The sequence below is a fragment of the Actinoplanes sp. NPDC051537 genome (genome assembly GCF_055586105.1).
On the sequence record NZ_JBVJIU010000017.1, the window covers coordinates 101,062 to 115,344 of the forward strand.

General features: G+C 74.9%; 12 protein-coding genes and 1 pseudogene. 7 read left to right on the forward strand and 6 right to left on the reverse strand.

The annotated features are described in order from the left end of the window. The first annotated feature begins 55 nt into the window (after positions 1–55). Positions 56–1,222 (forward strand): prolipoprotein diacylglyceryl transferase family protein, encoded by a 1,167-nt coding sequence (locus tag ACZ6TB_RS35645; protein ID WP_465562117.1) that lies wholly within the window; start codon positions 56–58, stop codon positions 1,220–1,222. Here ACZ6TB_RS35645 and ACZ6TB_RS35650 read toward each other — a convergent pair. From ACZ6TB_RS35650 to ACZ6TB_RS35670, 5 genes are all read right to left on the reverse strand, one after another. After that, positions 1,209–3,095 carry an ATP-binding protein gene (locus ACZ6TB_RS35650; protein WP_465562119.1) on the reverse strand — a complete coding sequence of 629 codons (1,887 nt, stop codon included), beginning with the start codon at positions 3,093–3,095 and terminating at the stop codon, positions 1,209–1,211. The genes ACZ6TB_RS35645 and ACZ6TB_RS35650 overlap by 14 nt on opposite strands. A 35-nt stretch (positions 3,096–3,130) precedes the next feature. Beyond that, positions 3,131–3,892, reverse strand: a complete 762-nt coding sequence (locus ACZ6TB_RS35655) for an MBL fold metallo-hydrolase (RefSeq protein WP_465562121.1) — start codon at positions 3,890–3,892, stop codon at positions 3,131–3,133. A gap of 57 nt (positions 3,893–3,949) precedes the next feature. Next, on the reverse strand, positions 3,950–5,602 hold the full coding sequence (locus ACZ6TB_RS35660) for a dynamin family protein (RefSeq protein ID WP_465562123.1): 1,653 nt from the start codon (positions 5,600–5,602) through the stop codon (positions 3,950–3,952). A 143-nt stretch (positions 5,603–5,745) separates the two neighbouring features. After that, entirely contained in the window at positions 5,746–6,405 is a 660-nt protein-coding gene (locus tag ACZ6TB_RS35665; RefSeq protein ID WP_465562125.1) for a response regulator transcription factor, read from the reverse strand. Continuing rightward, on the reverse strand, positions 6,402–7,502 hold the full coding sequence (locus ACZ6TB_RS35670) for a sensor histidine kinase (protein ID WP_465562127.1): 1,101 nt from the start codon (positions 7,500–7,502) through the stop codon (positions 6,402–6,404). The genes ACZ6TB_RS35665 and ACZ6TB_RS35670 overlap by 4 nt, the downstream gene beginning before the upstream one ends. Before the next feature lie 87 nt (positions 7,503–7,589). On the opposite strand from ACZ6TB_RS35670, the pseudogene ACZ6TB_RS35675 reads away from it, so the two are divergent. The 4 genes and pseudogenes from ACZ6TB_RS35675 to ACZ6TB_RS35690 all read left to right on the forward strand — a co-directional run. Further along, positions 7,590–8,166: pseudogene (locus ACZ6TB_RS35675) on the forward strand (ABC transporter ATP-binding protein); the annotation flags it as partial. Positions 8,167–8,305: 139 nt separating this feature from the next. Beyond that, the gene (locus tag ACZ6TB_RS35680; protein ID WP_465562129.1) at positions 8,306–9,784 is read left to right on the forward strand and encodes an ABC transporter permease subunit; all 1,479 of its coding nucleotides are present in this window, start codon (positions 8,306–8,308) and stop codon (positions 9,782–9,784) included. Beyond that, positions 9,781–10,482, forward strand: a complete 702-nt coding sequence (locus ACZ6TB_RS35685; RefSeq protein WP_465562130.1) for an ABC transporter permease — start codon at positions 9,781–9,783, stop codon at positions 10,480–10,482. Before ACZ6TB_RS35680 ends, ACZ6TB_RS35685 begins: the two co-directional genes overlap by 4 nt. Before the next feature lie 12 nt (positions 10,483–10,494). Continuing rightward, positions 10,495–11,091 carry a TetR/AcrR family transcriptional regulator gene (locus ACZ6TB_RS35690; RefSeq protein ID WP_465562131.1) on the forward strand — a complete coding sequence of 199 codons (597 nt, stop codon included), beginning with the start codon at positions 10,495–10,497 and terminating at the stop codon, positions 11,089–11,091. 10 nt (positions 11,092–11,101) lie between these two features. Here ACZ6TB_RS35690 and ACZ6TB_RS35695 read toward each other — a convergent pair whose 3' ends face one another. Next, positions 11,102–11,857, reverse strand: coding sequence for a DUF899 domain-containing protein (locus ACZ6TB_RS35695; protein WP_465562133.1), 756 nt, complete (start codon positions 11,855–11,857; stop codon positions 11,102–11,104). 68 nt (positions 11,858–11,925) lie between these two features. Here ACZ6TB_RS35695 and ACZ6TB_RS35700 point away from each other — a divergent pair, with 68 nt between their 5' ends. Both ACZ6TB_RS35700 and ACZ6TB_RS35705 read left to right on the forward strand, forming a co-directional pair. Beyond that, positions 11,926–12,699, forward strand: a complete 774-nt coding sequence (locus ACZ6TB_RS35700) for a class I SAM-dependent methyltransferase (RefSeq protein WP_465562135.1) — start codon at positions 11,926–11,928, stop codon at positions 12,697–12,699. Positions 12,700–12,731: 32 nt separating this feature from the next. Further along, positions 12,732–14,273 carry a diguanylate cyclase domain-containing protein gene (locus ACZ6TB_RS35705; RefSeq protein ID WP_465562137.1) on the forward strand — a complete coding sequence of 514 codons (1,542 nt, stop codon included), beginning with the start codon at positions 12,732–12,734 and terminating at the stop codon, positions 14,271–14,273. Positions 14,274–14,283: the final 10 nt, after the last annotated feature.

Here is a 14,283-nt window from a genome sequence, read left to right on the forward strand (position 1 = left end):
CGTCACCGCGCCGTCACGCGACGATGCGGTGACACCCCGGCGGGAGACTGCCGGCGTGCAGAGCCTTCTGGACCTGATCCCGCGCGCCGCCGCCGGGCGTCGCGGCCGATCGCCGTACGCGGTCGCCGCGACCACCGGGGCGGCCGCCGCCATCCTGATCGGCGTGGCCCTGGGCGCGGTCGCCGCCGTCCCGGCGCTCACCGTCCTGGCCGCGTCGGGCGCGGCGCTGACCGGCGCCGCCGTCGCGTCCGGCCTTCGCCGGCTGCTCACCGGCCGCCCCGACCAGGTCGCCCAGGAGCAGCTCGCGGCCGCCCTGGCGCTCGCCGCGGCGGCGCTCGCGCTGACCGGCGGGCCCGTCCTCGCCGGACTCGACGTGGTGGCGGCCGGCTGCGCGGTGGCCCAGTCGGCCGGGCGGCTCGGCTGCGCGGCGGCGGGCTGCTGCTTCGGCCGCCCGTCGCGGATCGGCCTGGTCTACCCGCCCGGCCATCCGGCGCACGGCGTGCCCACCGCGCCCGTGGCGCTCGCCGAGGCGGCCGGCCTCGCCCTGGTGGCCGTGGCGGCGTCGGTGGCCACCGTGGCCGGTCCGCCCGGCGCCGGCCTGATCGGCTACCTGCTGCTGGCCGGCGGGCTGCGGGCGCTGGCCGAGGGCTGGCGCGGCGACGCCCGGCCGGAGCTGCTCGGCGTCAGCCTGCCCCGACTCCTGGCCGCCGCCGAGGCGCTTCTCGGCGTCGTGCTCGCCGCGGCGCTGCTCGCCCACCCGGCCCGGCCCCTGGCGGCGGCCGCGGTCGCGCTCGCCGGCGGCGTGACGGCAACGATCGCCGCCCGGCTGGCGTTCGGCGGCGGCCGGCCGACCCGCCGCACGGTCCGCGAGGCCGCGGGCGCGATCCGGCGCCTGACCCCGGCCGCCGCCGGCGAGCCGCAGGTCGCCCGCCTGCCCGGTGGTCTCGCCCTGATCGTGAGCCGCGACGAGCCCGGCGGCGACGTGCAGGTCTCGTTCTCTCGCCCGGAGGCGCCGGCGGCCGAGCTGACCGAGCTCGCGGCCCGCTCGCTCGACCGCCTGCGCGTCACCGACGCCCGCATCTCCCCGGCCGGCGTCCTGCACGTGCTGGCCCGCCCGGCGCCCGACCGGCCCCGGGCGCTGGGGTGGCGGCGCCTGGAGCTGGACGTCGCGCTCGCCCGGCCCGTCCACGCCGGCGATCCCGACTACTTCACGGCGGGATGAGACCCGGGGGGACCGTGGGTGAGACGGTCCGGGAACGGCGCCGGGGCACGCCCGGGAACGAACGGCCGGCCTTGTCGTACTCGCGGCGCACGGCCAGCACCAGGTGGTCCTGGGTCACCCGGCCACCGTCGGCGGCGGCCAGGTAGGCGGCGGCGAGCGCGGCGTTGCGGATGACGCCGCCCGTGATCGGGTAGAGCCCGGCCAGGTCGTCCAGCGACACGTCGGGCGACAGCGGCAGCGTCTCCGGCAGGTGCGCGCGCCAGATCCGCAGCCGCTCGGCGGGCTCCGGGTCGCGGAACTCGACCACGAACTCGAGCCGGCGCACGAACGCGTCGTCCAGGTTGGCCCGCAGGTTCGTCGCCAGGATCGCCACGCCCTCGAAGCGTTCGAGCCGGTCGAGCAGGTAGGCGGTCTCCAGGTTCGCCCACCGGTCGTGGGCGTCGCCGACGTCGGTGCGCCGGGCGAAGAGCGCGTCGGCCTCGTCGAAGAACAGCACCGCCTGGGCCCGCTCGGCGGCGTCGAAGACCTGGCCGATGTTCTTCTCGGTCTCGCCCAGCCAGCGGCTGACCAGCGCGGCCAGGTCCACGACCAGCAGGTGCAGGCCCAGCTCGGCCGCCATCAGCTCGGCGGCCAGCGTCTTGCCGGTGCCGGGCGCCCCGGCGAACAGCAGCCGCACCCCGGCGACGCCGCCGCGCCCGGCGGCCAGCCCCCACTCGTGCAGGACCCGGCCCTGCCCGCGCGCCCGCTCGACGGCCGCCGACAACAGGCCGCGCTGCTCGGGCGGCAGCACCACGTCGTCCCCGGTCGCGCGGGGGCGGACCAGGCGGGCGGCGGCCGGCAGCGCCACGGCGGCCCGGCGGCGCAGGCTCTCCGAGATCTCGATGCGGGTGGGCGGGCGGCCCGGCCCGGCGGCGGCGACGGCGTCGGCGTGCGCCCGGGCGGCCAGCACCGGCCCGGTCCGGTGCAGCACCGCCAGCTCGAGCGCGCCGGCCGGGTCGCCGGGCAGCAGCGACCGCCAGGTGGCGTGCCGGTCGTCGAGCGCGGGCGGGCGCAGGTCGACGGCGTACAGCACCCTGGTTCCGGCGTCCACGGCGACGGTCGGCGGGGCGACCACGACGGCCGGGCCGCGCAGGTCGGCCAGCCAGGCCAGGTCGGCGTCGGCCGTGTCCACGGTGACCAGCGGGACGTCGCCGCGCAGGCCGCACAGCAGGGCGGGACCGGCGGCGCACGGCGTGCGGCCGGCCGAGCGGATCAGCCCGGCCGCGGCGGCCACCGCCTCGGTGCGGTCGGCGGAGACGACGAGGATGGTGGCGTCGTCCCGGTCGAGCAGCGGCCGGGCCGCGTCGAGGGGGCCGGGCGAAAAGCCGGGCGGGAAGGCGGGCGGCGGGCACGGGTCGAAGCCGCGCAGCGCCTCCCAGAGGCCGGGGGCGAGCGTGTAGCCGCGCAGCGCGTACGGCCCCTCGTCGGCCCGCAGGATGCCGTCCGCCGCCAGCGGGCCGGCCAGCAGCGCGGCGTCGAGGTGGGCCCGGTCGCCGGGCCCGTCGAGCAGGACGCGGGCGGCCAGCCCGGGCGACAGCGCGGGGACGCGGCGCGGGTGCAGGCTCGCGAACAGCGGCCCGAACACCTCGTGGGCGCCGGGCAGGGCGGCCAGCGCCAGCAGGTCCCGCTCGAAGGACGACAGCCGGTACAGCTCGCGCAGCCGCTCCCAGCGCCGGGCGGCCTCCCGGGCACGGTCGCCCGGCGCCGCCGGCGGGCGCAGGTCGGCCAGCGCCGCCGACGGGTCGTCGGCGGGGTCGATCGGGACGCCGGACAGGGCGGACGCGAGCCGGGCGGCCACCGCCAGGCACGCCTCGGCGATGTCGGGCGGGCTCACGCCGCCCAGCAAACCCGGGCGCCGTCACGGGTGCGTCACGCGGGCGTGCGGGCCGCCAGCTCGTGCAGGGCCTTCGAGGCGCCGACGGTTATCGGGCCGCCGTGCCCGGGCAGGATCGCCATGATGTCCATGGCCGCGAGCTTGCGTACGGTGTCATTGGCCTTGTTCTCGTCCGTGGTGTACTGCGGATCGGAGCTCTCCAGGCCGCCGGCGTTGCGCAGCGCGTCGCCCGCCACCAGGATGCGGGTGGCCGGCTCGTAGACGGAGATGTGCCCGAGCGTGTGGCCGGGAGTGTCGATGATCCGCATGCCGAACACCTCGTCCCCCTCGGCCACCGGCTTCAGCGGCTTCTCCGAGATGATCGAGGCCAGGTCGCCGATGCCGGCGTAGATCGTGGCCTTGACCTTGGGCCCGATCGCGGCCAGGCCGCCGATGTGATCGTCGTGCTGGTGGGTGAGCACGATGTGCTTCACCGACGCCCAGCTCGCGCCGGCCGCCTTCAGGCCCGCCTCGATCGCCGGGTCGGAGCCGGGCGTGCCGAGGTCGACGATCGCCGCCTCCTTGCCGCGGACCAGGATGTACGCCGAGACGTAGGACATGTCCACCTGGTGCCAGCTGCCCGCGACCGCGCCGGGCGACGCCGCCACCGACGGCTCGGGCGACTCCGGCGCCTTACTGGCGGGCGTGCCGGACGAGCCGGAGCCGGAGCCCGACGAGCAGGAGCCGAGGACGGTGATGCCGATCGCGCCCGCGCCGGCCGTGAACAGCAGCCGGCGGGAAAGTCTGTTATCCCCCATGACCGTCGATTAAAGCAGGCAACGGCGCGGCGCGAGACCGGCAATAGACCGGCAAATTCAGGCCGTGCTGCGCCGGGACAGGTCGTCGAGCACGCGGGCGAGGGTGGCCCGCGCCTCCTCGGCCCGGGGCGCGCCGGACCGGTCGGCGCGCATCTTGGTGAGCCGGTCGCGTCGCGCCTCGAGCAGGCGGGGCAGGCAGTCGGCCACGTAGAGCCGGACGGCGTGGACCCGGCGGCGCAGCTCCTGGTCGAGCGCGGCCCGGGCCTCGGCCACGGCGGCCTCCATCCAGGTGGAGATGTGCGTACGGCGCCCGGGGGCGGGGACGGTCCGCAGCCGCCACCAGCCGGCGCAGGCGGCGAGGGCGATGTCGGCGCCGACCACGCCCGACCCGGTCAGCACGGTCAGCACCAGCGCCGAGCCGGTGAGCAGCCCGGTCACCGTGTGCAGCACGTCCCGGGACCGGGCCGTCGTGTCGCCGGCTCGCAGCCGCAGCTCGACCTCGGCCGGCGGCGGGATCAGCACGTCGTCGCGCAGGCAGTCGCGCAGCGCGTCGAGGATCTCGGCCTCGGTCTCGTCGAAGGCGGCCGCGCAGATCGCGGCCAGGCTCACCGCCAGCCGCGGCGGCAGCGCCACGAGCGCCTCCTCCGGGCCTCGCTCGGCCTGCTCGCGGTGCGCCGACCCGAGCGCGTCGGCGCGGGCCGCGAACCGCTCGGCCGCGACGTGCCGGGCCTCCTCGAAGCGGGCGCCGACCAGGCCGCCGCAGTCGAGCAGGGCGGCGATGGTGGCGAGGTCGGCGTCGATCCGGTCGTCGGGGCCGGTCAGCCGGTCGACGTCGGCGAGCAGCTCGCGGGCCACGCCCGCGGTCAGCCGGGCGTGGTTGGTGACCCGCAGCCGGTGCGCGGCGGCCGTCGCGTCGTACAGCAGCTGGTCCATCAGCTGCCGGGTGCCGGCCAGCTCGGCCAGGCGGGCGGCCATCGTGTGCGTGATGCCGGGGCGGCCGGCCTGCTCGGCGAGCCGGGCCGAGATGGCGAAGACGGGCAGGCGGGCCAGGTCGGGGTGGGCGGCGAGCCGGCGGCGGGTCTCGGCGAGGACGGCGTCGTGGCCGGGCTGGTCGCTCTTGTTGACGGCCACGGCGATCGTCTCGAGGCGCTGCGCGGCCCGGGCCAGGAACGCGATCTCGGCGTCCGGGATCGGCTCGGTCGCGTCGCCGACGAACAGCAGAGCGTCGGCCTGGCTGAGCGCCGCCTGCGGCCCCGCGACGCCGGGGGTGTCGACCAGGATCGCCTCGCGGAGGATCGGGGCGTCCACCCGGGCCTCGACGCCGAGCACGGCGTCGGTGATCTCCTCGAAGCTCACGTACGCGTCGAGGTCGTCGAGGTGGATCGGCTGCCGCCGCGGCGTGCCCGGATCGGCCGGATCGGTGATCATGGCGGTGGCCGTGTCGTCGGGCCCGAAGCGGAACTCGATCCACCCGGCGGTCGTCGGCGCGTCGCCGGCCGGGCTCAGGCCGGGCCGGCCGAGCAGGCTGTTCAGCAGCCGGGACTTGCCCCGCCCGGGTCCACCGGCGATCACGATCCGCGGCCGGCGCAGCGCCTCCCGGGCGCCGGGCGGCGCGGGCAGCTGGGCGGCGAGATCATCGCGGCCGAGCGCGAGCGCCTCGGCGCGCACGACCTCGATCAGGTCGGCGAGTCCGGAGAGGGGATCGGTCACTCGGCGCCTCCGGCGACTGTTGAAGGTCGTACCAAGTAGCCTTTCCATCCTGGACCTTGGGCGCAACATCCGGACGGATGACGATCCGGAACGACCGGGGCGATACCCCTTTTGCCGTTCTCCAAACCCCCCGGATGACGGTACTAACCCGCTATGCGGTAACCGACTCCGGGCGTGGTGGTGATGACCGCCGGGTCGCCGAGCTTGCGGCGCAGCCGGCCGATCGTCACCGTCACCGTGTTGGTGAACGGGTCGGCGTTCTCGTCCCAGACCTGCTCGAGCAGATCCTCGCTGCTGAGGTAGGCCGGCGCCGCCCGCAGCAGGGCCTCCAGCACCGCGAACTCCTTGACCGACAGGTGCAGCGGCACGCCGGCGCGGGTGGCGACCCGGGTGATCGGGTCGAGCTCGAGGCCGGCGGCGCGCAGCGTGCGGGCGCGCGCGCCGGGCCGGCGGCGGGCCAGGGCGCGCACCCGCAGGACCAGCTCCGGGAAATGGAACGGTTTGGCCAGGTAGTCGTCGGCGCCCAGGGTGAGGCCCCGGACCCGGTCGTCGGCCGAGCCGGCCGCGGTGAGCATGAGGACCATCGCCCGCTCCTCGCGCGCGGTGATCATCTGGCAGAGCGTGTCGCCGTGCAGGCCGGGCAGGTCGCGGTCGAGCAGCACCACGTCGTACGCGTTGACGTCGAGCTTCTCGGCGGCGGTGAGCCCGTCGTACGCGAGATCGACCGCCATCCCCTGATCGCGCAGCCCCTCGGCGACGACGTCGGCGAGCGTGCGCGCGTCCTCGACGACGAGCACCCTCATGCCGGCACCGCCACCGCCGCCGGCAGGTCGACCTCGGCCCGCAACCCGCCCGTGGCCAGCGGCGTCAGCCGCACCGAGCCGCCGTGCGCCGACGCCACCGCCGCCACGATCGACAGCCCCAGCCCGGTGCCGCCGGTCGCCGTCCGGTCGGTCCCGATCCGCGCGAACGGCCGCCCGAGCCGCTCGACCTGGGCGGCGTCGAGCACCGGGCCGCTGGACTCGACGACCAGGCGCGCCGAGCCGGCCGTGTCGAGCACCGAGATCCGGACCCAGCCGCCCGGGACGTTGTGCCGGAACGCGTTGTCGACCAGGTTGCCGACCAGCCGGGCGAGCAGCACCGGGTTGCCGGTGGTGGCCGCGCCGGAGGCGACGTCGCAGTAGACCGTGACCTCCCCGGACGCCGGCAGGGCCTCGCTGACCAGGCCGGCGAGCGGGACCACCTCCCGGTCGTCGACGGCGCCGTGCTGCGCCCGCGCCAGCAGCAGGAATCCCTCCAGCAGGAGCTCGACCCGGTCGAGCTCGCCGCGGATCCGGTCGGCCAGCAGGGTGGTCTCGGGCGGCACCGGCCCGGGCTTGCCGACCGCCACGTCGAGCGAGGCCCGCATGGTGGCCAGCGGCGTGCGCAGCTCGTGCGAGGCGTCGGCGACGAACCGGCGCTGCGCCGCGAACGACTCCTCGAGCCGCCCGAGCAGCTCGTCGATCGTGTCGGCGAGCGCCTTCACCTCGTCGTTCGGGCCGCGCACGGCGAGTCGCGAGTGCAGGTTGTCGGCCGAGATCCGGCGGGTCGCGGCCGTGATCACGCGCAGCGGCCGCAGCACCCGGTGGGCCAGCGCGTTGCCGAGCAGCATCGAGATCAGCAGCATCACGAGCAGCCCGATGACGACCCCGACCAGCAACTGCCGGGTGCGGGCCTCGTCGTTCTCGCTGAGCTGCCGCTGGAGGGCGGCGATCTGCGCGGCGGCCGGCTGCTGCGCGCCGGTGCTGGGCGCCTGCCGGGTGCTCTGGCTGCCGACCCCGGCGACGATCGCGAGGAGCCCGGCGCCGGACAGCAGGAACATCGCGCCGTACAGGATCGTGTAACGCAGCCGGACGCCCATCCGCCCAGCATGCCCGCCGCGGGCTAACAGCGGAATGACAAGCGCTGTCGCGCCCGGGTTAGGCGCCGATGCGTAGAACTCACGGCCATGGAAGCCACCATCGAAGTCAATGAACTTCACAAGCGGTACGGCTCGGCGGTCGCCCTGGACGGCATGACGTTCACGGCGGGTCCGGGTCAGGTCACGGGTTTCGTCGGGCCGAACGGCGCCGGCAAGTCGACCACCATGCGAGTCCTCCTCGGGCTGGACCGGGCCGACTCGGGGACGGCGCGGGTCGGCGGCCGGGACTACCGGACGCTGGAGCGGCCGCTCACCCACGTCGGGGCGCTCATCGACCCCGGCGCGCTGCACCCGGGCCGGACCGGGCGCAACCACCTGCTCTGGCTCGCGGCGTCGCAGGGTCTCGGGGCCCGCCGGGTCGACGAGGTGCTCGACCTGACCGGCATGCGGCCGGTCGCGCGGCGGCGGGCCGGCGGCTACTCGCTCGGCATGCGGCAGCGTCTCGGGATCGCGGCGGCGATGCTCGGCGACCCGCCGATGCTGATGCTGGACGAGCCGTTCAACGGCCTCGACCCGTCCGGGATCGTGTGGATGCGCGGGATGCTGCGGTCGCTGGCGGCCGAGGGCCGGGCCGTGCTGGTCTCGAGCCACCTGATGAGCGAGCTCCAGGACATCGCGGGCCTGGTCGTGGTGGTCGGCGCGGGCCGGGCGGTGGAGACGGCGACGACCGGCGACCTCACCGGGCGGTTCGGGTCGCTCGAGGCGGCCTACCTGGAGCTGACCCGCGGGACGGAGGTCCTGCGATGATGCGGGCTCTGCTCCGGGCCGAGTGGATCAAGCTGCGCAGCGTGCGGGCCTGGCTGGCCGGGTTCGCGCTCGCGGTGGCGGCGATCGTCGGGCTCGGCGTGGCCGCGGCGAGCGGCATCCAGGTCGGCTGCCCGAACGGTCCCTGCCCGACGCCGCCGACCGGGCCGGGCGGGGAGGCGGTCGACGACCGGTTCTCGTTCGTGCACCAGCCGCTGGCCGGCGACGGCGAGCTGATCGCCCACGTCGCGTCGTTCACCGGCATCATCACCTATCCCCCGCCCAACCACGACCAGATCGTCAAGGGCCTGGTCCCGTGGGCCAAGGCCGGGCTCACGATCAAGGACGGAACCGGGGAGGGCGCGACCTACGCGGCGGTCATGCTGACAGCGCAGCACGGGGTGCGGATGCAGCACGACTTCACCGAGGACAAGGCCGGGCCGGCGACGGCGAGCTGGCTGCGCATCTCCCGCTCGGGCACGACGATCACCGGGTACGCCTCGGCCGACGGCCGCACGTGGAGCACGGTCGGGAGCACGACGATCTCCGCGCGTACCCCCGAGATCGGGTTCCTCGTCGCGTCCCCCAGCGACATCACCAGCAAGGCCAGCCCGCACGGCGGCAGCATCGTGCAGGCGCGCTTCACCCAGGCGACGGCGGCCTTCGACCAGGTCTCGATGAGCGGGAAGTGGACCTTCACCGACGTCGGCGACGACGGCATGCAGACCGACTGGGAGCGGAACTTCCAGCCGGCCGGCTTCACCGAGAAGGACGGCCGGCTCACCGTCACGGGCAGCGGCGACATGGCGCCGGCCGGGCAGGCGGCCGGCCCGACGCTGGAGTTCACGCTCACCGGGATCGTGGTCGGGCTGGTCGCCGTGATCGTGGTGGCGGTCCTGTTCGTCACCGGCGAGTACCGCACCGGCCTGATCCGCACGACGTTCGCCGCGATGCCGGCCCGGGGCCGGGTGCTCGCGGCCAAGGCCGTGGTGGTCGGCGCGGTCACCTTCGTCTGCGGCCTGGTCGCGCTGGCCGTCACCGTGCCGCTGGCGTCGCACCTGGTCGTCGCCAACGGCAACTTCCTGCTCCCGACCAGCCTGGGCACCCGGATCCGGGTGGTCGTCGGCACGGCCTTGCTGCTGTCGCTCGCGGCGGTTCTGGCGTACGCGCTGGGCGCCGTGATCCGCCGGGGAATCCTCGCCGCGACCGCCGCCATCGTGCTGGTCCTCCTGCCCTACCTGCTGTCCACCGCCTCGATCCTGCCGACCGGGGTCGCGCAGTGGCTGCTGCGGCTCACGCCGGCGGCCGCGTTCGCGGTCGAACAGACGCTGGTCGCCTATCACCACGTGCTGCTGCCCTACACGCCGTCGCAGGGGTACTTCCCGCTGGCGTGGTGGGGCGGGCTCGGGGTGCTCGCCGCGTGGGCGCTGGGGATGCTCGCGCTGGCGATCTACCGGACCGGGCGGGCCGACGCGTGAGGCCCGCCTTGGCCGCGGAATGGCGCAAGATGCGCACCGTCCCGGACGCGGCCGCCGCGCTCGCCCTCACCGTGGTGCTGACCGTCGCCGTCTCGGCGGCGACGGCCACCTCGGACAGCCCGGACCGGATCCACTCCGCCCTGCTCGGGGTGCAGGCCGGCCAGGCCGTGGTCGCGGTCTGGGCGGTGCAGATCCTGGCCGGGGAGTTCGGCACCGGCACGATCCGGCCCACGTTCATGGCCGTTCCCCGGCGGGTCGTGGTGCTCGGCACCAAGGCGTTGCTGCTGCTCGGCAGTGTCCTGGCGGCCGCCGTCGTGTCCGTCGCGATCACCCTTCTCGCCTTCGCCGACATCTCCGATTCATCGCTTGAAGCGGGGGCGGGCGCGGTTCTCTATCTCGGCCTGGTCGCGCTGCTCGGGCTGGGCGTGGCGGCCGTCGTGCGCAGCGCGGTGGCGTCGGCCGGCGTCGTGCTCGGCCTGCTCTACCTGGTGCCGGTGGTGATGGGCATGTTCGTCGACCCCGACATCCAGCGGGCGATCTACCGGATCGGGCCGTCCACGGCCGGCCTCACGATCCTGTCCACGGTGGACGTCGGCACCCTGCCGATCGGGCCGTGGGCCGGGCTCGGGGTGGCCGCGGCCTGGGCGTTCGCGGCGCTCGGCGCCGGGGCCCTCTTCCTTTGTGCACGGGATGTGTAGCCTGTCAGGCCCATGGAGGTCACACCGTCGTACCGGGAGTCGAACCGCGCGCGCCTGCGCGAGGCGCTGATCCGTGCCGCGCGTGACCTCACGATCGAGCGCGGCTGGGACGGCGTGCGGATGGTCGACGTGGCCTCGGCGGCCGGGGTCAGCCGCCAGACGGTCTACAACGAGTTCGACGGCCGGGCCGGGCTCGCCGAGGCGCTCGCGGTCAGCGAGGTGCAACGGTTCGCCCAGCGGGTGCGGACCGAGATGTTCGCCCACGGCGGGGACACGCGCGGCGCCGCGTACGCCGGAATCCTGCTGACGCTCGACGACGCCGCCCGCAACCCGCTGGTCAAGGCGATCCTGACCAGCGGGCGCGGCGGCGCCGACGAGCTGCTGCCCTACCTGACGACCCGCTCCGAGATCGTGCTCACCGAGGCCGGCCAGGTGATCACCGAGTGGGCCGGCGTGCACCTGACGACGCTGCCGGCCGAGCGGGTGGCGCTCGCGATCGACTCGGTGATCCGCCTGACGGTCAGTCACATCATGCTGCCGCGGGAGTCGCCGGCCGCGACCGCTGCCAAGCTGGCCGAGGTGTTCGTCCGGATCCTGGGCTCTTCCTAGAAGTCCTCTCTCAGGAGAAGTCCGGGACCGGCCCCCGGTCGGTGCCGGCTCGGCCCTTGGGCTCCTCCCACTCCTCCTGCCGGCCCAGCGCGGTGAGGTCGAGGACGCCGTAGGCGCCGCCCATCATCTCGGTGCCGCGGGCGAAGGTGGAGTACGTGTGGAAGACGTCGTCGCCGACCCGCAGGAAGAAGCTCATGCCCGGCTGTTCCATCGGCTGGTCCTCGGCCTTGAGAATCCAGTCGAAGCCGGCCGCCTTCAGCTCCTCCGGCCCGCGGTAGTTGAACATGACCGGCTCGACCGACTCGTCGATCGTGACGTGGTAGTCGTAGTTGAAGTCCGAGCCGTGCGACGAGTACATCGGGATCGTCCAGCCCCGCTTGGCCCGGTACTTCTCGAGCTTGGCGAGCGGCGCCCGGGCCACCACGGCGTAGACCGTGCCGCGGGCCCTGAGGTGCCGCAGCAGCCCGTCGGAGAGCTCGTCCACGGCGGCCGTGCAGCTGGGGCAGCCGTCCTCCCAGCCCGGGTCGAACATGAAGTGCTGCACGACGAGCTGCTGCTCGCCGTCGAAGAGGTCGATCAGGCGTACCTCGCCGTCCGGTCCCTCGAACCGGTAGTCCTTTTCGACCTTGACCATCGGCAGCATCCGCCGCCGGGTGTTGAGCGCGTCCTTGGCGCGCAGCGCCTCCTTCTCGCTGACCAGCAGTTCCTTGCGCGCGGCCAGCCACTCGTCGCGCGACACCACCTCGGGAAGATTCGTCTCACTCATGACCGTACGGACCTCCGGGATCCGGAAAAGTAATCGCTTCGCACGTGCCGACTTCGTATCGTCCTCCGGTGACCCGAGAGACGTTGCGTGAAACCTTCGGCGAGGACGCCGAGCTGTACGACAAGGCCCGCCCCGGCTATCCCGACCAGCTCTTCACCGACCTCGCCGCCCTGACCGGGCTCGGCCCCGGCGCCCGCGTGCTGGAGATCGGCTGCGGCACCGGCCAGGCGACCCTGCCCCTGGCCCGGCTCGGCTGCACGATCCGGGCCGTCGAGCTGAGCGCCTCGCTGGCCGCGGTCGCCCGCCGCAAGCTGGCCGGCTTTCCCCAGGTGTCGATCGACGTGGCCGATGTCGAGCGGTGGACGCCGCCGGCCGAGCCGTTCGACCTGGTCGTCTCGGCTACGTCGTTCCACTGGCTGGACCCGGCGACCCGGGCCGCGCGGGTGAAAGGCCTGCTCCGCCCCGGCGGCGCGCTCGCCGTGATCTTCTCCGAGCATGTGAAGGGCGGCACCGAGCGCTTCTTCGCCGACGCGCAGGGCTGCTACGAGCGCTACGACCCGGCCACCCCGCCCGGCCTGCGCCTGACCCCGGCCGACCAGATCCCCGATGACGCCACCGAGTTCGCGGCCCATTTCCCGCGCGCCGATTTCCGCCGCTACGAGTGGGAGCTGCCGTACACCACGGCCACCTACCTGGACCTGCTGATGACCTACTCGGGCCACCGCGCCCTGCCCGCGCCGGCCCGGGAGGGCCTGCTGGCCTGCCTGGCCTCCCTGATCGACAACGACCACGGGGGCCACATCCGCAAGCGCTACCTCACCCAGCTGACCCTGGTTCGGTAATGTCCGAATGTTCCCGGCCGATAGGGTGATTCGTGACCCGACCGCGCGCCGCACCGTGGAGCATCTGTCTTGCCCTCGGTGTCCTCGCCTCGGTCGTCACCGCGTTCGGCAGCCATCGGTGGTCGGCGTGGTGCGCCCTGGCGGTGCAGATGTCGGCCGGGCTGGTCGTCATCGCCGGTGTCCGCCGGCACCGCCCGAGGCGCCCGGCGTTCTGGATGCTGACCGCGGCGAGCCTGATCGCGTACGCGGTCGCGCAGCTCCCGTGGCGCACCGGCGACGACGCCTGGGCGACGCGCATCCCGTTCGGCGGCATCGACGACTGGCTGCTCTACCTGGCGTTCGGCCTCTTCACGGCGGCCCTCGCGACGTGCGCCCTCCGCGAGCAGCCGGCGGGCAACCGCCGTACGGACGCCATTGACGGGTTTGTCGTTGTTCTCGGCGCATCGGCCGCCAGCTGGCACTTCATCGCCGAGCCCTTCCTGGCGATGGGTGGGCTCGGCGCGTGGCAGACCGCCCTGTTCTGGTTCTACGAGGTCTTCGAGCTGGCCCGGATCGCGTTCATCGCGCTGATCCTCATGTCCCCCTCGGCCCGAAGCGCCTCGCAACGCCTGCTCCTGACCGGCATGTCGCTGCCGATCGCCGGCGACATCCTCTTCACCTACGCGGCCACCACCGGCGCCGCCGTGCCCGTGCCGGTGTTCGACCTGCTCTGGCTGCTGGGCACCACCATGATCGCGGCGGCGGCGCTGCATCCCCGGATGGGGGTCCCGGTCCGCCCGGCCCGGCCGGCCGACATCGTGTCGCGGTCCCGCCTCGTCGTCTTCGTGGTGCTGACCGCGCTGATCCCGGTCGTCACCGGGCTCGACGACATCACCGGGACGGAGGCCGGGCCGGAACGCCGGACCGAGGGCGCCTGGATCCAGATGATCCTGGGGGCGAGCGTCGCCGTCCTGCTCGTGCTGCGGCTGGGCATGCTGAGCGCGGTCGCGCACCGCCGCTCCACCGCGCTCGAGGAGGCGCTGCGCGAGCAGCGGGTGCTGCGCGAGGAGCTCGAGCACCGGGCCACCCACGACCCGCTCACCGGTCTCGGCAACCGCGCGGCCCTGCTCGACGCGCTGGAGGCCACGCTGGCCCGGCCGGCCGCCGACCGGGGCTGGCTCGTCCTCCTCGACCTCGACGGCTTCAAGAACGTCAACGACACGTACGGCCATCCGGTCGGCGACGCGCTGCTGGTCCTGCTCGCCCGCGACTTCGCCGCCGTCGTGCCCCCGGCCGGCGATGTGGCCCGGCTCGGCGGCGACGAGTTCGCGATCGTGCTGCCCGGGTACGACCGGACGGCCGCCACCCGGCTCGCCGAACGGATCCTCGTGCTCGCCGCCCGCCACCGGGCGATCGGCGACGCCACGATCAACGTGTCCGCCAGCCTCGGCTTGCTCTCCCTCGACCGCGCCGCGGACACGGCGGCCGCGCTGCGAGACGCCGACATCGCCCTGTACGCGGCCAAGGGCGCCGGCCGGAACCGCTACCGCATCGGCGCCGAGGCCGAGTCCCGGCTGGTCGACAGCACGCCCTAGCGCTCCGCGT